At 46.0% G+C, this 24,483-nt stretch carries 20 protein-coding genes; 11 read left to right on the forward strand and 9 right to left on the reverse strand.

Annotated features, from left to right (window positions below; all coding sequences use genetic code 11):
- Positions 1–13: 13 nt before the first annotated feature.
- From glnK to cspE, 5 genes are all read left to right on the forward strand, one after another.
- Positions 14–352, forward strand: coding sequence for a P-II family nitrogen regulator (gene glnK / locus AABA75_RS03255; RefSeq protein ID WP_229531447.1), 339 nt, complete (start codon positions 14–16; stop codon positions 350–352).
- A gap of 19 nt (positions 353–371) precedes the next feature.
- Positions 372–1,628: an ammonium transporter gene (locus AABA75_RS03260; protein WP_338291078.1), complete on the forward strand. Its 1,257-nt coding sequence runs from the start codon at positions 372–374 to the stop codon at positions 1,626–1,628.
- A 287-nt stretch (positions 1,629–1,915) separates the two neighbouring features.
- Positions 1,916–3,586, forward strand: coding sequence for a gamma-glutamyltransferase (ggt, locus tag AABA75_RS03265; RefSeq protein ID WP_338294792.1), 1,671 nt, complete (start codon positions 1,916–1,918; stop codon positions 3,584–3,586).
- Between the two features lie 85 nt (positions 3,587–3,671).
- Entirely contained in the window at positions 3,672–4,610 is a 939-nt protein-coding gene (locus AABA75_RS03270; protein WP_338291079.1) for a Dyp-type peroxidase, read from the forward strand.
- A 319-nt stretch (positions 4,611–4,929) separates the two neighbouring features.
- Complete coding sequence (cspE, locus tag AABA75_RS03275; protein WP_338291080.1) at positions 4,930–5,139, forward strand: transcription antiterminator/RNA stability regulator CspE; 210 nt, start codon at positions 4,930–4,932, stop codon at positions 5,137–5,139.
- Between the two features lie 85 nt (positions 5,140–5,224).
- On the opposite strand, the gene AABA75_RS03280 is transcribed toward cspE, so the two are convergent.
- Both AABA75_RS03280 and AABA75_RS03285 read right to left on the reverse strand, forming a co-directional pair.
- The gene (locus tag AABA75_RS03280; protein ID WP_338291081.1) at positions 5,225–5,761 is read right to left on the reverse strand and encodes a DUF3750 domain-containing protein; all 537 of its coding nucleotides are present in this window, start codon (positions 5,759–5,761) and stop codon (positions 5,225–5,227) included.
- A 102-nt stretch (positions 5,762–5,863) separates the two neighbouring features.
- On the reverse strand, positions 5,864–6,706 hold the full coding sequence (locus tag AABA75_RS03285; RefSeq protein ID WP_338291082.1) for a Rossmann-like fold-containing protein: 843 nt from the start codon (positions 6,704–6,706) through the stop codon (positions 5,864–5,866).
- Positions 6,707–6,828: 122 nt separating this feature from the next.
- On the opposite strand from AABA75_RS03285, the gene AABA75_RS03290 reads away from it, so the two are divergent.
- Positions 6,829–7,449 (forward strand): hypothetical protein, encoded by a 621-nt coding sequence (locus AABA75_RS03290; protein ID WP_338291083.1) that lies wholly within the window; start codon positions 6,829–6,831, stop codon positions 7,447–7,449.
- Between the two features lie 79 nt (positions 7,450–7,528).
- Here the strand turns inward: AABA75_RS03290 and AABA75_RS03295 are convergent, their stop codons facing one another.
- Complete coding sequence (locus AABA75_RS03295; RefSeq protein ID WP_338291084.1) at positions 7,529–8,704, reverse strand: DcaP family trimeric outer membrane transporter; 1,176 nt, start codon at positions 8,702–8,704, stop codon at positions 7,529–7,531.
- 226 nt (positions 8,705–8,930) lie between these two features.
- Here AABA75_RS03295 and acs point away from each other — a divergent pair, with 226 nt between their 5' ends.
- The 3 genes from acs to AABA75_RS03310 all read left to right on the forward strand — a co-directional run bounded on the left by acs (position 8,931) and on the right by AABA75_RS03310 (position 13,029).
- On the forward strand, positions 8,931–10,868 hold the full coding sequence (acs, locus tag AABA75_RS03300; protein WP_338291087.1) for an acetate--CoA ligase: 1,938 nt from the start codon (positions 8,931–8,933) through the stop codon (positions 10,866–10,868).
- 13 nt (positions 10,869–10,881) lie between these two features.
- Entirely contained in the window at positions 10,882–11,526 is a 645-nt protein-coding gene (locus AABA75_RS03305; protein ID WP_338291088.1) for a response regulator transcription factor, read from the forward strand.
- Positions 11,527–11,664: 138 nt separating this feature from the next.
- On the forward strand, positions 11,665–13,029 hold the full coding sequence (locus AABA75_RS03310) for a mechanosensitive ion channel family protein (protein WP_338291089.1): 1,365 nt from the start codon (positions 11,665–11,667) through the stop codon (positions 13,027–13,029).
- Between the two features lie 427 nt (positions 13,030–13,456).
- Here the strand turns inward: AABA75_RS03310 and AABA75_RS03315 are convergent, their stop codons facing one another.
- The 6 genes from AABA75_RS03315 to AABA75_RS03340 all read right to left on the reverse strand — a co-directional run bounded on the left by AABA75_RS03315 (position 13,457) and on the right by AABA75_RS03340 (position 22,353).
- Positions 13,457–16,162 (reverse strand): putative bifunctional diguanylate cyclase/phosphodiesterase, encoded by a 2,706-nt coding sequence (locus AABA75_RS03315; protein WP_338291090.1) that lies wholly within the window; start codon positions 16,160–16,162, stop codon positions 13,457–13,459.
- Entirely contained in the window at positions 16,105–17,124 is a 1,020-nt protein-coding gene (locus AABA75_RS03320) for a uroporphyrinogen decarboxylase family protein (protein ID WP_338291091.1), read from the reverse strand. Before AABA75_RS03320 ends, AABA75_RS03315 begins: the two co-directional genes overlap by 58 nt.
- Positions 17,117–17,497, reverse strand: a complete 381-nt coding sequence (locus AABA75_RS03325) for a cobalamin B12-binding domain-containing protein (protein ID WP_338291093.1) — start codon at positions 17,495–17,497, stop codon at positions 17,117–17,119. Before AABA75_RS03325 ends, AABA75_RS03320 begins: the two co-directional genes overlap by 8 nt.
- Positions 17,482–17,757 carry a B12-binding domain-containing protein gene (locus tag AABA75_RS03330; RefSeq protein WP_338291094.1) on the reverse strand — a complete coding sequence of 92 codons (276 nt, stop codon included), beginning with the start codon at positions 17,755–17,757 and terminating at the stop codon, positions 17,482–17,484. The genes AABA75_RS03325 and AABA75_RS03330 overlap by 16 nt, the downstream gene beginning before the upstream one ends.
- Positions 17,758–17,924: 167 nt before the next feature.
- Positions 17,925–18,761, reverse strand: a complete 837-nt coding sequence (locus AABA75_RS03335) for a hypothetical protein (RefSeq protein WP_338291095.1) — start codon at positions 18,759–18,761, stop codon at positions 17,925–17,927.
- A 163-nt stretch (positions 18,762–18,924) separates the two neighbouring features.
- On the reverse strand, positions 18,925–22,353 hold the full coding sequence (locus AABA75_RS03340) for a PAS domain-containing hybrid sensor histidine kinase/response regulator (RefSeq protein WP_338291096.1): 3,429 nt from the start codon (positions 22,351–22,353) through the stop codon (positions 18,925–18,927).
- A gap of 130 nt (positions 22,354–22,483) precedes the next feature.
- Between AABA75_RS03340 and AABA75_RS03345 the strand changes: the two genes are divergently transcribed.
- Positions 22,484–22,750 (forward strand): DUF4212 domain-containing protein, encoded by a 267-nt coding sequence (locus AABA75_RS03345; protein ID WP_338291097.1) that lies wholly within the window; start codon positions 22,484–22,486, stop codon positions 22,748–22,750.
- 9 nt (positions 22,751–22,759) lie between these two features.
- Positions 22,760–24,466 (forward strand): sodium:solute symporter family protein, encoded by a 1,707-nt coding sequence (locus AABA75_RS03350; RefSeq protein WP_338291098.1) that lies wholly within the window; start codon positions 22,760–22,762, stop codon positions 24,464–24,466.
- Positions 24,467–24,483: the final 17 nt, after the last annotated feature.

The raw sequence follows: 24,483 nt of genomic DNA on the forward strand, positions 1-24,483 counted from the left end.
TGGGGAGCAATATATGAAATTAGTCAGTGCCATTATCAAGCCATTCAAGCTTGATGATGTCCGTGAAGCGATTTCGGACATCGGGATTGACGGCTTGACCGTGACAGAAGTTAAAGGTTTTGGTCGTCAAAAAGGTCACACCGAGTTATATCGTGGTGCCGAATACCAAGTGGACTTTTTACCTAAAGTGAAGTTAGAGATTGCTGTGCAAGACGACCAGGTTGAGCGTCTGGTGGAAGCAATCGTTAATGCCGCTAAAACCGGGAAAATTGGAGACGGTAAAGTCTTTGTTTTCGATCTTGAACACGCCGTTCGTATCCGTACCGGTGAAACTGATAGCGACGCTATCTAAGTCACATTAGGAGAACACAATGGAAACAACATTCGAACTACAATACGCACTGGATACTTTCTACTTTTTGGTATGTGGTGCCTTGGTAATGTGGATGGCCGCGGGTTTTGCCATGCTAGAAGCTGGCCTGGTACGCGCTAAAAACACCACCGAAATTCTGACTAAGAACGTAGCCTTGTATGCAATCGCCTGTACAATGTACATGATTTGCGGTTACTCAATCATGTATGGCGGTAGTGATTTCTCACTATTTTTAAGTGGTATTACTGGTGATGGTGCAACTGGCGCTGAAGATCCGGCTACCTATGCTCCGTCTGCGGATTTCTTCTTCCAGGTGGTCTTCGTTGCAACTGCAATGTCTATTGTATCTGGTGCAGTAGCTGAGCGTATGAAGCTTTGGGCATTCCTCGCTTTTGCCGTTGTTATGACTGGTTTTATCTACCCAATGGAAGGTCGTTGGACTTGGGGTGGCGAAGCTGTATTTGGTATGTACACCTTAGGAGACTTAGGTTTCTCCGACTTCGCTGGTTCAGGTATTGTACACATGGCGGGTGCAGCAGCTGCTCTTGCTGGTGTTATCTTACTGGGTGCTCGTAAGGGTAAATATAGCGCCGACGGAAAAGTTAATGCTATTCCGGGTGCCAACTTGCCACTAGCTACACTGGGTACATTCATCCTGTGGATGGGCTGGTTCGGTTTTAACGGTGGTTCAGTCTTGGCAACAGCAAGTGTTGAAAGTGCTAATGCCGTAGCCGTTGTATTCATGAACACTAACGCTGCTGCCGCTGGTGGTTTGATTGCTGCTCTTGCCGTAGCGAAATTCATGTTTAAGAAAGCTGACCTGACCATGGCCTTAAACGGTGCTTTGGCTGGTTTGGTTGCTATCACTGCTGAGCCCTCAACACCTACACCTCTGCAAGCAACATTATTTGGTGCCTTGGGCGGTGTATTGGTGGTCTTCTCTATCGTGGCTTTGGACAAATTCAAGATTGATGACCCAGTAGGTGCGATTTCAGTGCACGGTACTGTTGGTTTGTTAGGTCTGTTACTCGTCCCAGTAACTAACCCGCTTACTGAAGACGGTGGTGCTTCTTTCAGCGGCCAGTTAATTGGTGCGTTAACCATCTTCTTATGGGTATTCGTAGCAAGCTTCGTAGTTTGGTTTATCCTGAAAACAGTGATGGGTATCCGTGTAACTGAAGAAGAAGAGTACGAAGGTGTTGATACCACTGAGTGTGGTATGGAAGCCTACCCAGATTTTACCGTGAAAAGCTAATTTCACTGTAATCAGGAAATTTAATAATAACAAATTTGGGCGGCTCGTTTGACATCCGACTCGCTCTACCAGAGTTCCTTCAGGAACCGGGGGAAACCCCAAAATAGCTTCATATGCTATATGCCCTTTTTCGCCCCGGCACTGCCGGGGCTTTTTCATTTAATGTTCTAGCTTTAATTGCGGAAATTTTTGTCAGCTGAGATCCTGTAGTATTGTATTGCAGTAGAAAATAAAAATTTCAATCTACTCAGGAGCTTGTCTTGAAAAGTCGCACATCCTACTCGTTTTTGTTCAGCGCTTTGCTGCTCGTTAGTTTTTCCGGAAATGCTTTTGACCGAATCACCGGAAAACACTTTGCCAGTCGATCGGAAGTCATTGCTCAAAATGGTATGGCGGCAACCAGTCAACCGTTGGCCACTCAGGTGGCATTGGATGTCTTAAAAGCCGGTGGTAACGCCATTGATGCCGCGATAGCCGCGAATGCTATGCTGGGTTTGGTGGAACCTACAGGCTGTGGTATCGGCGGTGATTTGTATGCCATAGTCTGGGATGCTAAGTCTAAAAAGTTGCACGGTTTGAATGCTTCAGGCCGCTCACCCCAAAGTTTGCAAATGAGTCATTTTGAAGCGCTCGGGTTAGCGAAAATCCCGTCTTTTGGGCCCTTACCTGTTTCGGTTCCGGGCGCGGTAGACGGTTGGTACCAATTGCATGACAAATTTGGTTCCATGCCAATGGCGGAATTACTGAGTCCGGCGATTCAATACGCCCGAAATGGTTTTCCCGTATCGGAGTTGATTGCTCATTATTTTGCCCTAAACGAAGCTCGTATAGGCCATTATCCCGGCTTCAAAGAAACATTTTATGTTAATGGTGGCGTACCAAAAAAAGGTGACATTTTTACCAACCCTGCATTGGCTGCCACTTACGAAAAGATTGCCACAGGTGGCCGTGACGCATTTTACAAAGGCGATATCGCCCTTATTATTGCTGCCTACATGAAAGAGCAGGGGGGCTTTTTGCAATACGAAGACCTGGCGTCTCACACCTCCGACTGGGTAGAGCCTCTATCCGCCAGTTATCGTGGCTATGACGTCTGGGAGTTGCCGCCTAACGGACAAGGCATAGCGGCACTGCAAATTTTGAATGTTATGGAGCTATTTGATGTAGAAGAGATGGGCTTTGGTTCTTCCGACTATGTTCACGCATTTGTGGAGGCGAAAAAGTTAGCCTTTGAAGACCGGGCGCGCTTTTATTCCGACATGGACTTTAACAAACAACCTATTGATATGCTGATTTCTAAAGAGTATGCGCAAACCCGCAGACAGCTTATTGATATGAATAAAGCGGCGAAGCGCTATGATGCAGGCCCTTACGAAGGAGACACTATCTACCTCACTACCGCAGATAGTGAGGGCAACATGGTGTCACTTATCCAGAGTAACTATCGAGGTATGGGTTCGGGCATGACGCCAACAGGCCTGGGCTTTGTGTTGCAGAATAGAGGTGAGCTATTCGCTTTGCAGGAGGATCACTTCAACGCCTATGCCCCCGGTAAGCGTCCATTCCATACAATTATCCCGGCGTTTGTTACTCGCAATGGTAAACCTTGGATTAGCTTTGGTGTCATGGGGGGCGGCGCACAACCACAAATGCATGCCCAGGTGATAATGAATCTGATTGATTTTGGCATGAATTTACAGGAAGCTGGCGATGCACCGCGTATTCTCCACAGTGGTTCCAGCCAACCAACGGGTGAAATGATGATAGATGGCGGTTATGTCAGTTTGGAAAATGGCTTTTCAGCGCAAACGCGACGGGAATTGCTGGGCAAGGGACATTCTTTGCGTGAAGTCTCGGGTTGGTTTGGTGGTTATCAGGCCATCATGCGGGATCCGAAAACCGGTGTATATTACGGTGCTTCTGAGAGCCGTAAAGACGGTCAGGCGGCAGGATATTGATTATCTTGTGCCGAAATTAACGCAAATATTCACCCTTTAAAAAATATGAGATATTCTTAAGTATCGCTTTTTATTCAGGAATCTTATGCCACAACCACAAAAAGGCATCTGTGCAGAGCCAAATCTGCATGCCTTATATTTGATGTTCAATGTGATTGATGAGCAAGATCATGCGATTCGAGAAAAGCTGGCTAAAATCCTCGATGTCTTCAATCACTACGACGAAGAGCATTATGAAGCCATGATTTCGGGGGTTGTGGCGATTGGTAGCAACTATTGGATGGAGCTGTATCCCGGAGAGCTACCTCTTGAACTGGCGCCTTTTCCTGACATGTCCTGCGAAGACCGCAGTGCACCTGTGGTTCCCAGTGATTTGTTTATTCAAATCCGGGCTGACAGAGCAGATATCTGCCATGCCATTGGCGTTGAGGTTTATGAGTTGTTGAAAATTCACGTGGAGCTGGTAGAGCAAGTGAAAGGTTTTCGCTATCTGGATGGCAGAGATCTTACCGGCTTTGTGGACGGTACCGAAAACCCTAAAGGCATGAAGAAGCTGGATGTAGCTATTGTAGCCGATGAAGACCCCAATTTTACCGGTGGTAGCTATATCCATGTGCAGCGCTATCGGCACAACCTGGATCGCTGGAATCAGGTTGAAGTGGAAGAGCAGGAGAAGATCATCGGCCGCACAAAATCTGACGATGTCGAGTTTTTGTCCCACAAAAAAGCCCGCTTTGCTCACACTAAACGCACCAGTCTGAAAGACGACGAAGGCAATAGTTTGGAAATTCTGCGGCAAAGTATGCCGTACGGTAATATGAAGGTGCAGGGCTTGTTTTTTGTTTCTTGCTGCAAGAGCAGCAAACCCTTTACCAAAATGCTGGAAAGTATGATTTTTGGCGATGAAACAGGGACATACGATAAATTACTGGACTTCACTACACCTGAAACAGGCGCCGCCTATTTCGCGCCATCCGTGGATTTTATCAAGCGATTAGGGAAAATTCCGCCGGCCCATTTTTAATCTGCTGACAATCATACTTTGCCCAAAGTGAAGATGGCTTGAAGCCTCGTTTTTGTTATTTGAGAGTTATTGCCACAGTCTTCACTGCTGTGCACAATTTCGACAGACCCTCAAAAAATTACTTCGCATCCAGGCACTTATAGTGCTATTATCATGATCGGCCTGTGGTCAGTTATATTTTTGTTATCCGCTTAAGTTCTGCTTTACCCGTCAAACTTGTTTGACGACCATGTACCTTCAGCAATTCCAAATTAGTAATTAAACAAGGCTCTACCGGCGCATTTGCGTCAACATTTAATATTTTTATAGGTTTATTTTTATGTCTAAATTGACAGGTTCAGTTAAGTGGTTTAACGAAGACAAAGGTTACGGTTTCTTAACTCCAGAAGAAGGCGGCAAAGACGTATTCGTTCACTTCCGTGCCATCAAATCTGAAGGTTTCAAAGTGTTGGTTGAAGGTCAGCGCGTAGAATTTGAAGTACAACAAGGTCAGAAAGGTCCTCAGGCTGCTGAAGTTGTAGTACTTTAATCCCTTAGCGGATTAAAAAGAAAAACGCAGCTTCGGCTGCGTTTTTTGTTTTTGGGTTCCGCGATTTTAACTTCCTTGCTTTTGTTTAATCCGCATAACCACTACCAATGGCGCGAAAGGGCATGTCCAGCCCCAGCTCTGGTACCTGCAAACCCACCCAAGCTGGAAAGGTATTGCTGTTGGGACCAGGAAACAGGGTGTACTCATCTGCCCAAGGGTAATTAGCTACAGCGGCAGTAATTTGCGGAATTAAAGCTTCAGCTTTTTCGCCGCTGATAGTGTGGAATTTTTCTGGCTTTGCTCCGTACCAATAGCGGTCTGGTGTTGCTGTTTTATATTCTCTTAATGCGGGTTGACCATGTCGAACGCGCCAGCCCACTACCTCATAAACTGTGTATTCAGGCTCATCCTTATCTTTTATTGCCACCCAAGTATGCACTGCGAACCAGCCCCTCCAACTAAACGCGTTGGCCGCATAAAATTCGATAACGGCTTCCTTATGTAATAACGGATCAGCAGCGATGCCCGCCGGCGCGCGACTGGCAGTGCGCCAGTTATTGCCCGAACAGGCTGCTAACAAAAAAGATATAACAAACAGAAGAATAAATTTTCGAAATTTCATAGGCGCTCTCTGGAGCGATTCTTTTGTCATCATCAATCAATACGGACTTTTCACACAATAGGGATTCGATAAATGGCGGAAGAAAAACGTTAGAGCAACAAATCAGTCACTTTCTACCAGATAATTTTCCCAGTTTTGCTGGTATTCGGCGCGGCGCTTGTGTTGTTTGGAGTTCAAATGATTGAACCAATCTTGCTCGTCGGCCACGGGGCCCACTTTGCATAATGAACAATATTGAGCTGTTGTAATTGGTGGACTTAGTTGTGGTATAGGTTCGGAAAGAGCTTTATCCGACCACACATAAGTTCGGGCGGCGGTACTTTTTACTTGCTTATCCCTGTCCACATTGCGCACTCTGTAACCATGAAAGTCAACCGGGGTAAATGGCATATCACCCAAATACTGCAATGTACTTTGTGCACCTAAGCATTCGATATGCCAGTCGCAGTAGGGCTTTACATCCTTTGAAGTGATATAACAAAGGCGAGCCCCTCGGGGGGACAAAAAGTAACTGGCGGAGTGTTTGATAAAATCACTCAGTAAACGTCGATTCAAAAGATTGCTATCTGCACCTTGATGCCAGCTTTGACCGGGCTTGCGTGGGCCATTGTTGGGCACCAATGGAAATTGAAAAATAGTCACATCAAAATCCGCGGCCAGCCCAGACGGAAAACTATGAGGCGCGGTGATATCCAGTGCGAAACACACCTTATGTCCGGTGTTTCGCAGTGCATCGATGGCATTGAGTTGATACTTCTCCCTTACCTCTTGCTCTGTATCAAGGACACTGGCACAAACTCTCAAATCTGGGTATTTTTGGGTTAATGCCAGTGAAAAAGACAGGTCGCCATCACCAATAGTGAGTGCGCTCCAAGATGGATGCAGATACATAGATTTATTGTTATTGATAATCAAAGAGCGGCTATTGTAGCGTCTTACATGCATGAATCAATTTGTTGATATCAGACTATTTTAGGTATCATGGGATTTCGGGAAAGGTTGGGGTAAAGGCAACAGCTTTTTACTCAGCCAGAAAAGAGAGACAATCTTCAAGGACACCCCAGGGCATGTTACAAATTAACACCGCAAAAGCAATTAAGTGGCGGGCAGTATTTGCCGAATCCGCTTTTATTGGTGCCAGTATTCTGTTGGCGTTTGCCTTGCAGGATTGGGACGAAGAAAGAGATATTGAAGAGCGCACCCACATCGCCATGTGTAACGTTAAATCCGAACTGGCCTTTAATCGGGTACTGATAAAACGCGGTTACGTGCCGAAACAGCAAGGCTTATTGGCCACCATCCGCGCGGCGATTTCTATGGGACGTCAAGGTGATCAAGCTCGGTCAATTGATATGAATCTGGAGTCTATGTTAATTCAGGAGTCGCTGCGTTATTCCGCTTGGTCGCTGGCTGGTGAATCGGGATACATGTTGCATGCAAATTACGAATTAGCTACTGAGATAGGCGCGGTCATCGATTTTCAAAAGGACAGTTATCAACCCGTTATTAATCGTCTTAATGCCGCCATTTTTAATCACGGTGAAGCATTGCAAGAGAATAAGCGGGAGTCACATGTGCGTTTAATCAGTCTAACCAACGAGTGGGTAGCGCAAACCCGATACCTGGAAAGCAAGTACGAAATGCTGTTTGCCCGTGACGATTTCACGAATATGGAATGTGCTCAGTAAAACAAATTCCGTAAGACGAAAAAAGACGATAACCGGAGTTATCGTCAAACACACAATGAGCAATTTTGCATAACGTTTATTAAAAAGCGTATTTCGCTGAAAATTGCAGGCGATTCATATCACCTTCCAGACCGCTTTCCACTTCACGTTTGGCAAAGCCATATTCTGCACCAAAGGTAAGCTCTTTGCTCGGCGAGTAAAGCAAGTTCGCGCGCGTACTCCAAGTGGATTCAGTAGTGTTCAATCCCGTTAGGTCGGTTTCGTTATCCGCCGAAAAAGCGGAGTAAGTGAAGCTGGAGCGCCACTGTTCATTCCACATGTGTCGGTAAGCAATAGCAAAGCCTGTAGAGTCGATGGCCTGCAAATTATTATTCTCATCCAGTACCGCACCATTAACAATATTCAAGCCGGAATAGCGACCCAGTCCCGTCCCGGTATTGAACATCAGGCGCAAATCATCATCACCCAACTTTAATTTAGCGCCGATACTGATACCGTAACTGGTTTCTGTACTGTCAATGTCATTGCTGCCTTGCTGATTTTGGTAGGCTAATTGTCTTACTAATGCGGCAACCGTAACATGACCCCAATCGCGTTTGTGGTTGTAGCGCAATACTAAATCGGGCACGGCATTGTCGTCAGCCACGATACGTCCACCGCCTTGATAAGGGCTAACAGTTGTTTCGGGGTTTTCTAAAGCAACCTGAAATGCTCCATTGGTATAACGCACCATGGCTTGGCGCGCGAAAATCGTACCATCTGTGACACCAATAAAGTCCAGCGTTTCCGGCAGCGCACTAACGTCCTGGAATGTGGTCCAGGTTTGTCCGAACAGCCAGTTTTTATAGGTGATAAAAGCATGCCGTATTCTGGGTTGATGACTGTTACTTATACGGTCGTCGCCACCAGGAACCACCTGCATATCAAATTCCATTACGGCTTTGATGTGTTCGCCGTTAGATAATGTGGTGTCGGACGCAAAACGGAAACGCGATTGGCGGATATGGGCGTCGAACTGGGTATCTTCGTCTTCGCCGCCAACCGGGGTTAAGCTGGGTACATAAAAGTCTCTTCCGATATTACCTGAGGCTAGCGTACCGTCGCTGTAACTGCTGGCAATGGCATCCAGTTTGACGTAGCCTGAAAAGCTGAAATCGGTATTTTTAAGTGGACTAGCCGAAATCGTTCCTGACAGGAACGAGGTACTGAGCAAGACGGCACTTAACAGGGGTAGGGCTGAAGCTGTTTTTTTCATTTTTTTTCCGGAGTCAGTGGAACACCGTTAAAAAATGAACCTGAAAACGCAATTTGCATATAGGGCTATGGTCCCAATAGGACCAAAGTCCTGGATGGCCTTCGACATCCGCGCATTTTTTGATGTAACGCAACTTTTGTGCATACGGGACCAAGGTCCTATACAGAAATCTGGTGAGTTGGTTTAAAGTTTTGTTAACATCTCATTATTACAAGCAAGGTTGGTTATGAACATGCCCGTAGATCAGCAAGCCATAGAGCGCGATTATCAGATTAAACAGCAGGATTACCTCGAGCTTTATCAAAGCTCTTTAGAGGAAAACGATGTTTTTTGGTTGGAAAAAGCCAAAACCCTGGAGTGGATGAAAGCCCCTACTCAAGGGTTTGAAGGAGGGTTTGAACCGGGGAATGTGAATATTAAATGGTTTGCCGATGGTGTGTTAAATGTCAGTACTAATTGTATTGATCGCCACCTGGTACAGCGCGCCAGCGACACCGCTATCATTTGGGAAGGCGATAGCGCCGACGAAGATAAACATATCAGTTTCCAGGAGTTGCACGATGAAGTGTGCAAACTGGCCAATGCCTTGAAAAAGCTGGGTGTGGAAAAAGGCGATAGAATTGCCATTTATATGCCCATGATCCCCGAGGCTGCTTATGCCATGCTAGCCTGTGCCAGAATTGGTGCGGTGCACTCGGTGATCTTTGGCGGCTTTTCGCCAAATGCCATCGCTGACCGAGTGAATGATTGTCAGGCGAAAGTGGTGATTACTGCCGATGCCGGTCGACGTGGTACTAAATCGGTACCTCTGAAGGCAAACGTTGATGCTGCGTTGAGCAATAACGCTTGTCCCAGTATAACCCATGTTTTGGTCTTTAATGCCGTGGGTCTTGATGTGCCTATGGGCAGTGTCGATGTAGATGCAGCTACTATCCTTGCCGAGTGCGATAGCCACTGTGAACCTGAGCCCATGGCGGCGGAAGATCCGCTGTTTATTCTCTATACCTCCGGCTCTACCGGTAAACCGAAAGGGGTATTACATACAACGGGGGGCTATCTGGTATACGCTGCGGCGACCCATAAAGCCGTTTTCGATTACCAACCCGGTGAAATATACTGGTGTGCGGCAGATGTGGGTTGGATCACTGGCCATACTTACATTGTTTATGGGCCACTGGCCAATGGCGCCACTACGGTCATGTTCGAAGGCGTGCCCACTTACCCTGATGAGCGCCGCATTGGGCAGATTGTCGATAAACACAATATTAATATTCTTTACACTGCACCCACTGCCATTCGTGCATTGATGGCAAAAGGTGAGTTTGCCGGCGAAGGTTCAAGTAGAGAAAGTTTGCGTTTGTTAGGCTCTGTGGGGGAACCCATTAATCCTGAGGCCTGGCACTGGTACCACCGCGTTATCGGTAATAGCCGCTGTCCGATAGTGGATACCTGGTGGCAAACTGAAACCGGTGGCATGATGATCACGCCATTACCAGGTGCTACTGAGATGAAGCCAGGTTCAGCCACAAATCCGTTTTTTGGCATTGAACCCGAGCTGGTGGATAACGAGGGCAAGGCCCTGGAAGGGGCTACTGAGGGCAACCTTATTATTAAGCGCAGTTGGCCGGGACAGGCTCGCACCTTGTGGGGTGATCACGAGCGTTTTGAGCAAACCTATTTTTCCACTTATCCAGGGAATTACTTCACAGGTGATGGGGCTCGTCGCGATGAAGATGGTCATTATTGGATTACCGGGCGGGTTGACGACGTGCTCAATGTGTCTGGGCACCGCTTAGGTACAGCCGAAATCGAAAGCGCATTAGTATCTCATCCTGCTATTGCTGAAGCGGCAGTAGTGGGTTATCCCCATGATATTAAAGGCCAAGGCATCTATGTGTATGTTATTCCGGTAGCGGGCACTGAAGTTACTGACGAGTTAAGCAAAGAAGTAGTAAGTTGGGTACGAAAGGAGCTCAGTCCAATTGCTTCGCCAGATCTGATGCAGTGGACACCCGGATTACCCAAAACTCGTTCCGGAAAAATTATGCGTCGTATTTTGCGCAAAATAGCTGCAGATGATTTCGCCAGTCTAGGGGATACTTCTACACTGGCAGATCCGGGAATTGTGGACACCCTGATTGAAAACCGTATGAATCGCGGCTAATCGGGGTTCACTGGTGTCGGTTATACTCATTGCAGACGACCATCCTCTCTATCGAGATGCGCTACGCATCTCGTTGGATGCGCGTTTGCCCGGCACCCATATTCTTGAAACTGCGGATATGCAAAGCACCCTGAAGCAGTTAAAAGAAACCCCAGATCTAGATTTATTGCTACTGGATTTGCACATGCCTGGCAGCGATGATCTGTTCGGTTTATTGCATATTCGCAAACTACACCCAGAAGTGCCTGTTGCTGTGGTTTCTGGTCTTGAACAAGTAGAGATTGTTAGCAAGGTTATGAACGCAGGGGCTATGGGGTTTATCCCAAAAATAACGCCTGCTGCAGAAGTGGTAGACGCCATCAATCAAATGTTACAGGGAGAAACCTGGTTGCCAGAACGAGTGGCCGGGCAAGTAGATGACAACGATGATGAGTTCAGCGCACTGGCAGATAAAGTCGCCACGCTAACGCCCTCGCAATACAAGGTGTTATGCTTGTTACGAGATGGTTTACTCAATAAACAGATCGGTTATCAGTTAGGTATTGCGGAAAAAACAGTAAAAACTCATGTCACATCGGTTTTACGTAAACTGGAAATTACCAATCGCACTCAAGCCGTGCTAATAGCTAATCAGCTAAAGCTGCAAGCGCCTCAATAGAATTCGTCACCCTTTAATATCCTCCACTATTATTTACGCGTTTTTCTTGCGTTATCATGTATAACTACTCTATGACTATTTCAATAAATAAAAATTGTTTTTTATTTAACCTGACAGGAAGCCCTTGGCATTTACATTATGAATAGCAACGAAAACCACGCTGAGTCATTCGAAGTAACAACTCAATCCTTAAGTACCACGTTAAACAACTATGTCGTTGTGGCTCAAGAGGCAGTATTGAGCATGGGCTTTGTGGTGCAGTTATCCATTATCCTCACCATTTATTTGTTTGCGTTTTTGTTGGCCGGGCAAATCCGACTGCGTTTGGGGGCCATTAATAAGCCACCGGAGCAAGGTGCTCATACCTTAAAGATTCTGGCCCATAAATTAACCGGCATTATTTTTCCAATATTGTCGATTTCCTTCCTCAAACTTTCCACAGTGCTGGGAGAGCAATATCAGTTTGACGACTGGTTATTGAATGTGGCCCTTGTGGTTGCAGTGCTGTTGTTCCTCAATACGTTGGTCCGGGCACTGGTAGACAGTAAAAATATTGCTACCTTCATGCGCTGGGTTGTTTTACCTGTAGTGTTCTTACACCTGGTGGGGATCTTACCGGGCATTGTGGCGGTGATGGAGTCTATGTCTATTAACGTGGGTAATGTTGAGGTATCCAGCTATGGGGTGGCGAGAGTTCTGATTTTCGGCGTAATTTTATTTTGGCTGGGTCGCGCCTCTCGCAACGTTGGCAAGGAACTGATCCGCAACCACGAAAAGCTGGACGTCACCACCAAGGAAGTGTTCACCAAAGTGTTTGAAGTGGCACTGTTTTGTGTGATGTTCGTGCTGCTGTTAAACATCATGGGCATCAACCTGACGGCACTTGCCGTTTTTGGTGGTGCGGTCGGTGTTGGCCTGGGCTTAGGCTTGCAAAGTATCGCTTCGAACTTTATCTCCGGCATCATCATCTTATTGGACCGTTCACTGACTATCGGCGATTTTGTAGAACTGGAAGATGGCAGTAAAGGCTTTGTGCGCGAGTTTCGGATGCGATATACCGTATTAGAAACCTATGATGGCAAGGACATTCTGGTACCCAATGAGAAGTTCATTAACTCCTTAATGATCAACTGGACCCACAAAGATCCCAAGCAGCGCTACCGCATCGATTTTAGTGTGGCCTATAAAACCGATATCCGCGCCATGTGCGACATTATTAAAGAGGCTGTGGGTCAGCATCCACAAGTGATCAGCGGCGAAGACATCCCTTTTGAAGAACGCCCCGATTGTGAGATTGATTCTTTCGGCGACTCTGGCGTGAACATGTTTGTAGAGTTCTGGATGATAGGCATCGACGATGGTAAGAACCGCGTTGGTGGGGATTTGTTATTGATCGTGTTCGAAACGCTTCGAGAGCACAATATTGAAATCCCCTTCCCACAACGTGAAGTGCGGGTGCTGGACAATTCTGCGATCACCATGCGCAATAGCACCTCCGAGTGAGGTGCCACTATTACATAGCAGAGGGAGTCGAGGGCTCCCTTGTTTGTGGACTGTTTTAAATTATGTAAGTCAAACATCTGAGTTATAGAGGTCTATTGATAGCAACTATTCACTGTCTACGACTTTTCGCTGAGTTCGATAGATATCCTTAGCTTGACTCATAACTCCTCACTACTTCAACTTTGTCCAGAACATATAGATATGGAGAACCCGTGAAGGCAATAAACCAAGGCGAACTCATCAACAGGAACGAGAATGAACGAGCTTTCGCTAGTACCAGGGCAAATTAAATGATAGTTGCGAGACTAAGTAGGATAGAATGTGCTGATAACTGGAGAGTATGTGAGTTGAACCGGCAGGTATTCTGACACAAGTTTAAGTGGATTGGTTTAGGTAAATATTCTTCAGTTGTAAATAAAAAGCAACGCTAAAAACAAGAGCGTCTTTTGCTTTCAGAAAGCAAAAACTCTCTTGCACTATTTTGCGTAAGTGGCTTGGATATGAGATAACCTTGGCCAAAGTCGCAGCCCAGTGCCCGCAACATAACAAACTGTTCCTCAGTCTCTATTCCTTCGGCTATAACCTCCAGATTCATGGCTTTAGCTAAACCAACGATAGCCTTACATATTTCAACATCATCTTTATTGCCGGGTAAACCTTTGACAAAACTCATATCAATTTTTAGGTTAGTTATTGGGAGCTTTTTGAGATACGACAATGAAGAGTAGCCCGTACCGAAATCGTCAATAGAAATATGCAATCCTCTATCTTTCAATCGTTCCAATTTGTTAAGCGCACTATCTGCAGACTTCATTAGAAACGTTTCAGTTACTTCGATTTCTAACTTATCATATAGCGAGTTATGTTCACGTAATAGTGAGTCTAGTGTCTTCATAAAACTCTCTTTTTGTAACTGCAAACCAGACACATTTACCGCAACCCTATTGAAATTAATTCCCTCGTTTGACCACTCAATAATTTGCTCTACTGCAGAGGATAGCACCCACAAACCAATTTGCTCTATTTGGCCACTCTGTTCAGCAATGGGAATGAACTCCGAAGGCATAATCTCTCCCAACTCAGGGTGCTGCCATCGAATTAATGATTCAACACCTATTACTCGGTTTTCTCTTAAACAAACTTGGGGTTGGTAATACAATGAAAACTGTTTTTCTTCCAATGCTCTCTCTATGTCAGATTCAATTCTCAAACGCTGTTCGGCTTTTTCTGTCAAAGTCGAATCATAAAAAGCGAAAGAATTCCTTCCGGCGTCTTTTGCTCTAAACATAGCCGCATCGGCACTTTTTAATAAAGCGTCCGGTGTTTCACCGTCTTGTGGATAAACGGCTGCACCTACACTGCATGTAACTCTCAGCTTGCTATCTAACACGTCAAAAACATCTTTAAACAATGCTAAAATATTTCGCGCTGCAGACGTGATAGCGCTCTGGGTAAGTAATCCTTCGATAAGGATGACAAATTCATCTCCCCCAATTCGGAAAACCACATCCACTGACCGAACCCCTTTTTTTAATCTTTCTGCCACAAGGATAAGGAGTTCATCACCATATTCGTGTCCCAAACTGTCATTTACATTTTTAAAATTATCAAGGTCTACAAAAAATACAGACAGTGCTCCACGTCGCTTTGCTCTGTTAATTGCTTCTCGCAGTTTTTCTGATAGAAGCAATCGATTAGGTAGCTGTGTTAACGCATCGTGGTGGGCTAAAAACGCGAGCTCTTCTTGTGACTCCTTGATTGTGGAGATATCAGAGAAGGCTGCTATGTATCCTTTTACTGTGCCGCCTTCATCGCTAATTCGGTTTATACTTAAAAGTTCAGGATAGGTTTCTCCTGTTTTTTTTCGGTTCCATACTTCTCCTGTCCAGCTTCCTGTATCGTCTAGTTCTGTCCACATCGATTTATAAAACTCGCTAGAATGGCGTCCCGATTTTAATATGCTGGGGTTTTTTCCTAATACTTCATGCTTCTCGTAGCCAGTTATCCTTTCGAATGAAGCGTTTACATCAATTATGCAGGGAGTTGTATCTGTTACAGCAATACCTTCAGCCGTAGATGAAAATACTAACCTCGCTAGCCTGTCTGACTGCTCAGAACGTTTTTTTTCAATATGAAGTAAAACCGACGTAGCTATCGTTGGGATAAGACTCTCGACAAGCTGTTTATACTGGTTAATGGCAGACTTAACCTGAATATTCGTTACCGAAATACTAAGAATTTCAATATCACCTGAGTAGGCTAAAACTTGGAATCCTTCTTGTCCTTCAAGAGACGTGGAATTGGTTTTTACTAGAGCAGTTATAGTCTCTGTCATATTGCTCTTATGAAGAACAGGAACTTCTGAATTGTCGATGGTAATTTGTATTTTTGCACCCAGGATAATAGCTATTTCATTTTCAATCTCTTTTAAGGGTTCAGCGAGCTCATTGGATTTAAATAAGATCTCTGAAATACTCGATATGAGTGCATTTTGTGCCGCGAGGTTTTTCATCGCTTTTAATTTGAGTCTTCCTTCAGCTTCGATAATCGAGCCTTTCAGCCACCAGACCAATCGTTCAAGGTCACCCTGCTGGATAATCAGAGACACTCCCAAATCCTTGGCAATTTTATGGGCTTTTTCGCGCACTTGAGGATCTTCTTTAAATTCGATAAAGACCAAGCTCGACATGCTTTCTTGAGCGTACTCCGAGGCCGTTTTTTTATCTTTGAAACCCCACTTTTTCCAAATGGGAGTATCATCACGCAACATACTTGAGGTCAGAAAGTGGGCACCATTATCAAGCCAATCGTTGATTTTTGAGCCCGAGGCAATGGCTTCGTAACAGGTTATCCAGTTTGATTTTTGGATAGTTAGGGGAATATCCCCGCTTAGTGGGCAACTCCCTGCAAGAATATGTATTTCATTAACCGTATCCAGTTCTTCCAGCGATATTTTGCAATGTGCTTCTTCTGGTCCACCACAGAGTGGTTGCACTTCCACGTTTGGCCTGTCGAGCAACAAGGCTGCCTGTTGTAATTCCTCAATGATCGCGGGGCATCCATGTACTACTACTCTCATACACTTCTCACCGCCTTCACAAGCACATCTATTTTCTCTGGTGCCACTTGCCATGGAATCTCACCGTGGGCATCAGAAAGAATTAAGCCACCACTGTGACCAAAATCGTCAACTGCTTGTCTGGTTTTTGCGGCAATCTTTTCACCTTTCCAGTGATGCAAACCGATTCCATCTATTGGGCCTATGAGGGTGAGTTTTTTATCAGTTGTCATTCTCAGCTTATGGGCATCGTCATGAAGCCCAATGGAGAGTACCTTTACGCCACTAGAATATGCCAATTCAGCAATATCAAAACTTGGAGCCGAGGCCAGATGCAAAGCAACGGGGACCCCTAAGCTACAAATGGACTTAAGAGAGGGGCCGATCATCTGTGTAATTAGCTTAAGTGGCAGAATGGATGTTGAAGCGAAAGGCTCGAACCATGTCAGCAAATCTGCACCAGCCTCAATTTGTCTTCTAGCCCAAGCCGTCGAAAACGCAGAATATTTATCAAACACTTGTTTGGTAAATACTGAATCAGTCATCAGTACTTCAATCCACCTTTCCATACCCATCCACATGACTGGACCGGAGAGAGGGCCCACCGCCACAGCGGATACTAATGCTTTGCCTTGTAATTTTGACTTCATGCTGCTGATAACATGTAAAGTGGATGACAAAGGAACCGACTGAGAAAAATTTACCTCTGGCATTTTTGCAAGGTCAAATGGCGTTTCAACCAGAATTGAGGCAACATTAGGTGGACCATCCTCAAAAAAATCAACAGAGGCGCCGAAAGCTTCTGCTTCTGCGGCGGCGTACATCATTCCAATCGCGACGTCATGCTGCCACCTCTCATGCATGTCTATTTGAGCTTGAGCAAATTTTTCCGGGTCACGCAGTATCTTTGACAAAGGTAGGTTTGTTGTTCTACTCGCCTGCATCGCAAGTGACAGGCAAATTGCTGGATGGCTTGGACGCTCGAAAGAAAGTGAGGTTAACACTCTTCCAGGATCAGAATTTACAATATTATTCATGATGTTCGTCCATCCATGCCCTAACGAGTGCAACCGCTTCAGTGCTATTTTCACCCATTCCGTGTGCATTGACCTTTTTCCATAATTCAGGATCCAGCCGGAAAGGGGCTCCGCCCACATAAACTCTGGTTTGAATATCATCGGCCTGCAGGTAACTAACCAGATCTTTTACTCTTAAAGCTGAACGCAACATGAGAGTAGAGATTAAAAGTAACTCAATATTCTCGTCCCGGACAATATCTGCAATGTCTCGCGCGCTGAGAGTACCTAAATCTCTAACAGGTAAACCAGCAATACGAAGAGAGCACAGAACCAGGTTTTTCCCCAGTGCGTGGTGGTCGTCCAGCATCGCAACTGCTACTCTGGAACGCATTGACCTATCCCGAGGGGGGCATGAGTAGATAGTATCTCAGCCGCTATTTTTCCGGCCATATATACTTCAGCCAGCGAAGAGGCTCCCGTTTCCCATTCACTCCCCGTTTTTTCGAGAGATGGTGTAAGAATTTCGTCACCAAATACCTCTATGCCTAACTCTTTGATGGCATTTTGGGCAACATCATGAGCCCTGTATTTATCCATCTCAGATAATGCATCGTTCCAAGCTAAACGGTGCAATGCTATATCTTGAGTCATATTAACGCCTGTCAAATTTTCAGTTATTGTCTCCCTGTTTTCACTACCGGGAGCAATTTTATAGAAGATAATTTAATCTTAGTATAATGGCGGGAATTCTGAGGGATTTAATTAAAGTGAGATATTATTGGCTCTAATTAACGCGCGGAGGACTTCAGTCGAACTTATTAGTTTGACTCATAACTTCTCACTACTTCAACTTTATCCAGAACATACAGATATAGTGAACCTGTGAAGGCAATAAGCCAAGGCGAACCCATCAACAGGAAGGAGAATGGGCGAGCTTTTGCCCCGGAATAGGCTGTCAGTATCAGAGCAAATGGGATGATGGTGGCCAGACAGAGTAGCCAGAATACGGATTTCTTAGATAACCGATGGAAGTGCTTACTGTCTGAAAGTTGCGTTAATCCCATTAATATTGTGAATAAGCACAATTGTAAGCCGATTGATGCCGTCATCAGTGATGTACCACCATAGAGGTTTGAGTGGTCGACAAAATATCCCAACAGAGAGATTGTTATGACTATTAAGGCCGCAATTGCGAAGCTCAAACACAATTTACGACGTTCAGTTAAAAAGCATAAATGGCTCAGGGCGAGGAAGGTAAACATGACGGCCGTATTGTTCCCGACTCGGGTTTCAAGGCCAAGGCTTTTTTCGTATTCAAAAGCCCCGATATGATCCGTAAGTCCCTCGACAAATAACAAATTAAACCAATTGTCCAGCAGTACCAGAAAGCACATTACAATCGAGAAGCTACAGCAATTAATGCTATGCAAAGCCGTTGCTTTGTTGCTGGAAATACGAAATAGCTGCACGCTGGCGAAAATCACTAATAAAGCGGTTAGCGGGTGGGTTGCCTGGCCATTGATTAAAGGGCGATAAAAGGCCGGCAATTCGATAAAAACCCCAATTAAGAGTATCAGTGCCAGCATACTAATGGCCATAGTAGCTAAACGGCTGATAAAGCTCACATAGTATTCATAAGTGCTCGGATAAGCCATTTGATGTATTCAACCCCGATATTTGTTGAGTTCAGATTCCAACTAAGGCCCATTGTAGTGGGGGAAATTGGGCTAAAATCCAATGACTGTAACAAGCTGAAAAGCCTGATATATTCGACTTTAGTCTGATTGGTTGTGAGCAGTTCCGTATTTTTCTGGCCATTTAAACTTTAAAGCTCTTCAGTAACGCTCTTAGTTTAGCCGGTTTTACCGGTTTTGGCAGGTAGTTAACCTGCGCTGTTTTGGCAGCATTGATGATGGCTTCATCTCGCTCGGCAGTGATAAGCACCGCGGGAATCATTTTGTCTGTGTGTTTGCGGGCGTATGCAATAAAATCCAGTCCGGTGCGCTGCTCGCCTAATTGGTAATCTACTAAAAGTACATCCGGCGGGCTTTCGTTGAGATACTTTGTGGCCTCTTCAAAACTTTGGGCTAGCAGGGTCTTTATTTGCCAGCGGGACAGCAAGGTTTGCATGGCATCCAGATTATGAGCATCGTCATCCAAACACAGCGCATTGAGTTGCTTGAGTTTCTGCAGGTTGCTGTCGGTTTTAGTTGCAGTAATTTGCGGTTTTTCTGTAACCGACAAGGTCAGCGAAAAGCAACTACCACGGCGCAACTGAGATCTCATTGTCAGCGGCATGTTCAATAGCTTGCTCAGGCGTGCCACCACGGCAAGCCCTAAGCCTAATCCCGACTCTTGCCCTTGATGAGCGCGATAAAAATCCTGGAAAATCTTTTCTTGATTGGCTTCTGATATCCCTTCGCCAGTATCCCACACTTGCAGCAAGAGCTTTTCGCCGCGCTTGCGCACGGCAACCAGGACACCGCCTTGATGCGTGTATTTCAACGCGTTAGATATCAGGTTGCGTACAATGCGATGCAAATAAACCGGATCAGCCATCACCCAGTAGTCATTTGGACAAAATAAATTAAGCTTTAGTGCTTTGTGCTCTGCACCTGATGTGAATTCATTGACAAGCCCTGACAATAACTCTCGGAGATTTTGCGCGCTGAGTTTGGGGGTGAGGGCGCCTTGGTCCAATCGGGCAATTTCCAGAAGCGTAGCGATCAGCGTTTCACCCGCCTGCAAGCTTTGTCCAAGCTTCCCCAGCGTCGCTTTTAAATCTTCAGACATGTCCATATCTTCGGTGGCGGAGAGATATAGCTTAGCGGAGTTGATGGGCTGTAATATATCGTGACTGGCCAGTGCCAGAAACTGAGTTTTAGAGGCATTGGCTTGTTCTGCTTGTTCCCGTGCAACCATCAGTTGTTGTTCCACTTCTGCCCTGCGTTCAATTTCGCGATGTAATTCTGAGTTGATGGCTTTGACTTCATCGGCACGAGAAGAAACGCGTTTTTCCAGGTCAATGTTGGCCTCTTTTAGTGCGGTTTGAAACTCGATGTGTTCTGAGATGTCGTTAAAGCTGGTGACAAAGCCACCATGGGGCGGTGGATTACCGATCATTTCAATCACCCGGCCATCACTGCGCTGACGCACGAACTTATGGGGCTTACCGGCGCGAAGGTGTTCCATGCGTTTGTGTACCAGGCTGTCGATATCGCCAACACCGCATTCGCCGCGCTGGGCGTTGTAACGCACCAGTTCTTCAATAGGAGTGCCCACTTTTACCATGTTGTCGGGGTAGTTGAAAATATCCAGGTAGCCCTTATTCCAGGCAATCAGGCACAGGTTTTTGTCAACCACACTAATGCCTTGGGCGAGGCTTTCAAGGGAAGCGAAAAGGGTGTTTTGATTGGCTTGGATGGCCTGGGTGGTATCATCGAATACCGTTACTAGTTGTTCAAAATTCATTTGCTGATTGTTCAGCACGGCATTAATCAGTAAGTTGGAACTGGAAGCACCAATCACCCCGCCCAATGAACGCTCACAAAACAGAACAAAGTCTTGTAGTGGGGTATCGTCGGGGTGAATGCTTTGCTGCTGCGAATGTTCAAAATCAGAAAGTAACTGTTGAGTGCGATTGTTGCCCAGGAAGGTTTTTAAGACGGTGATCAAATCTTCGTTTTTGATGCCCGTTTGACTCGGACTCATCACTTCCTGGCTGCTTTCCTGTGATGCCACGAAGCTGCGGGCCTGCAATTTGTCCATTAAATTGGGTTCTGCCATCAGTGAGAACACCACAAAAAATACTAAGTTTACTGCCAATGCCAACGACGCGGTAATACTGATGAGTTCGCTGCTCAGCCCGCCGTGCAATTGTGGATGATTTGCGCCTGTGAGTAACGGAAATAATAACAACAATACCCAAGCAAAGATCCCGGCGATTAAGCCGGCAATCACGCCATGGGCATGAGCCCTTTGCCAATAAAGACCACCGATAATTGCCGGGGCCAGTTGTATCACCAAAGAAAATGCCAGCAACCCAATGCTGGACAGCGGCATATCCCCCGACAGGAAAATGTGATAGCTAAAGGCTAATAATAAAATACCGGCGATGACGCCCCGGCGCAGCCACAAGATAAAGTGGATATGGGATTGTTTATGCTTTAAGCGCTGCGATCTATTCAGTAGTTTTGGCAAGATGACATCGTTGCTAACCATGGTGCTCAGGGTTAACGTCGAGACAATAATCATGGCAGTGGCGGCGGCTAATCCGCCTAAAAATACCATGGCTTGCATAAACACATTGTCCGCTTCGTTAGCGATGGCCAAAACATAACTGTCAGGGGAAACGTCGCTGCCCATAAATAAATTCTCACCTGCTGTTGCAATGACTGGTATCAGCAGTGCGATAAGGGCCAGATAAGCCGGAAATAACCAACGTGCCGTATACACGTGATTAATGTTTAAATTATCGATAATGGCCACGTGAAATTGACGTGGCAGGCACAGCACGGCAATGGCTGCAATCAGGGTTTGCAACCAAAATGGAATACTGGCAAAACTATTATCCACCGCAGCCTGGTTAAAAAAAGCTTCGCTGATAGATACGCCGTCAAAATTAATGGTCCACATTGCAAATAAGGCAATTAAGCTCAGCGCCACTATTTTCAAAATAGACTCAAAAGCGATAGACAGCATTAGTCCATGGCGGTATTCGGTTACGTCGGTTTTTCGGGTACCAAAAATTATGCAAAAGGCCCCGATAAATAGAGTGGCGGTAAGCACTATCAGAGTGGCATTTTTCTCACCAGACACAAGGCTGAAGGCGGTGCCTATGGCTTGCAGTTGCAAGGCGATATAGGGAATGGTGGCAAGCAAGACAATGACGGTGACCATCAAAGCCACCATTTGTCGCTTGCCGTAACGGGAAGATACCAGATCGGCTATGGTGGTGACGTGCTGTTTTTTACTGACGTTGATCAGCTTAATGAGCAGTTTATAACCAAACAGATAAAGCAGAATTGGACCAAGTAATATTGGTAGATAATTCCATTGATTGCGCGCTGCCTCACCAACGGCACCAAAGTAAGTCCAGGCGGTGCAATAGATAGCAATGGCGAAGCCATACACGAACGGGTGAGAGCTTAAGCGTTTAGCTTTCGGGCTGCGTCCATCTCCCCAACTACCCAACCAAAAGATAAATCCGAGATACGCAGCAGCCAAGGCAAACCATATAAATGTCATGAGATATGCGTTTTGTTTTTTGTGCAGTTTAGCACAGCACAACAGGACTAAAGTCTTATTGGGACCAAGGTCCCATTTCTAATACCCATAATCCCAACTATCTTAACCCTGTACCTTTGGAGATAGAACGATGGCATTTGAATCAGAAGAACAAAAAACGGCGTACTGGCGCCGCAATATCCAGTTAATGCTTACCCTACTAGCGGTGTGGTTTGGCGTCTCATTTGGCTGCGGCATATTGCTGGTGGATGTACTTAATCAAATCCCCTTCTTTGGTTTTAAGTTGGGATTTTGGTTCGCACAACAGGGTGCGATTTATGTCTTTGTGGCGCTCATTTTCGTCTACGTGGTGAAAATGAACCAATTAGACAAAGAATTTAACGTAAGTGAAGAGTAGGAGAAGGGCATGGGTATTCAAACAATGACCTTCATCGTGGTAGGTATTACCTTCGCGATGTATATCGGTATTGCAATCTGGGCTCGCGCCGGCTCTACCAAAGAATTTTATGTCGCCGGTGGCGGTATTAATCCAGTGGCCAACGGTATGGCGACTGCCGCAGACTGGATGTCTGCAGCATCGTTTATTTCAATGGCGGGATTAATTTCCTTTATGGGCTACGACGGTTCAGTGTATCTACTTGGATGGACTGGAGGTTACGTGCTATTGGCCTTATGTCTGGCACCTTATCTGCGCAAGTTTGGCAAGTTCACGGTACCGGACTTTATCGGGGACCGATATTATTCACAAACTGCCCGAACGGTGGCCGTGGTCTGCGCGATTTTCGTCTGTTTTACCTATGTGGCGGGGCAGATGCGCGGTGTTGGGGTAGTATTTAGTCGTTTCCTGGAAGTGGATATCACCATGGGCGTATTAATAGGCATGGGTATCGTTTTCTTCTACTCCGTTCTCGGTGGTATGAAGGGCATAACCTATACGCAAGTAGCACAATACTGTGTCATGATCTTTGCCTACCTGGTGCCTGCAATTTTCATCTCCATCATTATGACGGGGCATGTTATCCCTCAGTTTGGCTTTGGTGGTGATCTGGCCGATGGCTCAGGGGTTTCTTTGCTGCAAAAACTGGATGGACTCTCCACCGAACTCGGATTTACCGAATACACCTCAGGTACTAAGAGTATGATTGACGTATTTTGTATTACCGCGGCATTGATGGTGGGCACTGCAGGTCTGCCTCACGTTATCGTGCGCTTTTTTACCGTGCCGAAAGTACGAGATGCGCGCAAAAGTGCGGGTTGGGCGCTGGTATTCATCGCTTTGGTATACACTACCGCACCAGCCATTGCGTCATTTGCTCGGGTGAATATGATTGAAACCATTAATGGTAAGGAGCAAACCGGTACCGAATACACTGAGGCCGCTTCCTGGATTAAGAATTGGGAAAAAACCGGCCTGATCCAATGGGAAGACAAAAACGGTGACGGCAAGATGTTCTATTCTGGTGATGAGCGCAACGAAATGAAGGTGGACCGCGACATCATGGTACTGGCCAATCCTGAAATTGCTGACTTACCAGTATGGGTTATTGCATTGGTGGCAGCGGGTGGTGTCGCGGCGGCGCTCTCTACCTCGGCAGGCTTGTTACTGGTGATTTCCACATCGGTGTCCCACGACTTGCTGAAACGCAACCTGATGCCGCAAATCACGGATAAACAAGAGCTGTTTTACGCCCGACTGGCGGCAGCTATCGGAATTGCCATTGCGGGTTACCTGGGTATTAATCCGCCTGGCTTTGTGGCGCAAGTGGTGGCCTTTGCCTTTGGTCTGGCGGCATCATCCTTCTTCCCGGCTATCATCTTGGGTATCTTCCACAAACGTATGTCTAGCAAAGGCGCAGTGGCAGGTATGTTAGCGGGTATCGGGTTTACCGCGGCCTACATCATTTACTTTAAGTTTGTTAACCCTGCCGCGAGCACTCCGGATAACTGGTTCCTGGGGATTTCGCCCGAAGGTATTGGTACCATTGGCATGGTGGTGAACTTTACCGTGGCCTTTATCGTGTACAAATTGGGTGAGGAAGCGCCCGCTGATGTGCAGCAAATGGTGGAAGATATCCGCTATCCTAAAGGAGCAGGTGAAGCACAGGCTCACTAATTATTATTCTAAGTCAG

Origin of the sequence: Planctobacterium marinum (assembly GCF_036322805.1) — a bacterium.
GTDB classification, from domain to species: Bacteria; Pseudomonadota; Gammaproteobacteria; order Enterobacterales; family Alteromonadaceae; genus Planctobacterium; species Planctobacterium marinum_A.

Bases quoted from the DNA above. Each gene is read 5' to 3' on its own strand.
- AABA75_RS03320 (WP_338291091.1), bottom strand. From the start codon at position 17,124: ATGAATAATATTGTAAATTCTGATCCTGGAAGAGTGTTAACCTCACTT.
- AABA75_RS03260 (WP_338291078.1), top strand. From the start codon at position 372: ATGGAAACAACATTCGAACTACAATACGCACTGGATACTTTCTACTTT.
- AABA75_RS03295 (WP_338291084.1), bottom strand. From the start codon at position 8,704: ATGAAAAAAACAGCTTCAGCCCTACCCCTGTTAAGTGCCGTCTTGCTC.
- AABA75_RS03350 (WP_338291098.1), top strand. From the start codon at position 22,760: ATGGGTATTCAAACAATGACCTTCATCGTGGTAGGTATTACCTTCGCG.
- AABA75_RS03280 (WP_338291081.1), bottom strand. From the start codon at position 5,761: ATGAAATTTCGAAAATTTATTCTTCTGTTTGTTATATCTTTTTTGTTA.
- AABA75_RS03290 (WP_338291083.1), top strand. From the start codon at position 6,829: ATGTTACAAATTAACACCGCAAAAGCAATTAAGTGGCGGGCAGTATTT.
- AABA75_RS03340 (WP_338291096.1), bottom strand. From the start codon at position 22,353: ATGACATTTATATGGTTTGCCTTGGCTGCTGCGTATCTCGGATTTATC.
- AABA75_RS03270 (WP_338291079.1), top strand. From the start codon at position 3,672: ATGCCACAACCACAAAAAGGCATCTGTGCAGAGCCAAATCTGCATGCC.
- AABA75_RS03335 (WP_338291095.1), bottom strand. From the start codon at position 18,761: ATGGCTTATCCGAGCACTTATGAATACTATGTGAGCTTTATCAGCCGT.
- cspE (WP_338291080.1), top strand. From the start codon at position 4,930: ATGTCTAAATTGACAGGTTCAGTTAAGTGGTTTAACGAAGACAAAGGT.
- AABA75_RS03285 (WP_338291082.1), bottom strand. From the start codon at position 6,706: ATGCATGTAAGACGCTACAATAGCCGCTCTTTGATTATCAATAACAAT.
- AABA75_RS03330 (WP_338291094.1), bottom strand. From the start codon at position 17,757: ATGACTCAAGATATAGCATTGCACCGTTTAGCTTGGAACGATGCATTA.
- AABA75_RS03315 (WP_338291090.1), bottom strand. From the start codon at position 16,162: ATGGCAAGTGGCACCAGAGAAAATAGATGTGCTTGTGAAGGCGGTGAG.
- glnK (WP_229531447.1), top strand. From the start codon at position 14: ATGAAATTAGTCAGTGCCATTATCAAGCCATTCAAGCTTGATGATGTC.
- AABA75_RS03345 (WP_338291097.1), top strand. From the start codon at position 22,484: ATGGCATTTGAATCAGAAGAACAAAAAACGGCGTACTGGCGCCGCAAT.
- acs (WP_338291087.1), top strand. From the start codon at position 8,931: ATGAACATGCCCGTAGATCAGCAAGCCATAGAGCGCGATTATCAGATT.
- AABA75_RS03310 (WP_338291089.1), top strand. From the start codon at position 11,665: ATGAATAGCAACGAAAACCACGCTGAGTCATTCGAAGTAACAACTCAA.
- AABA75_RS03325 (WP_338291093.1), bottom strand. From the start codon at position 17,497: ATGCGTTCCAGAGTAGCAGTTGCGATGCTGGACGACCACCACGCACTG.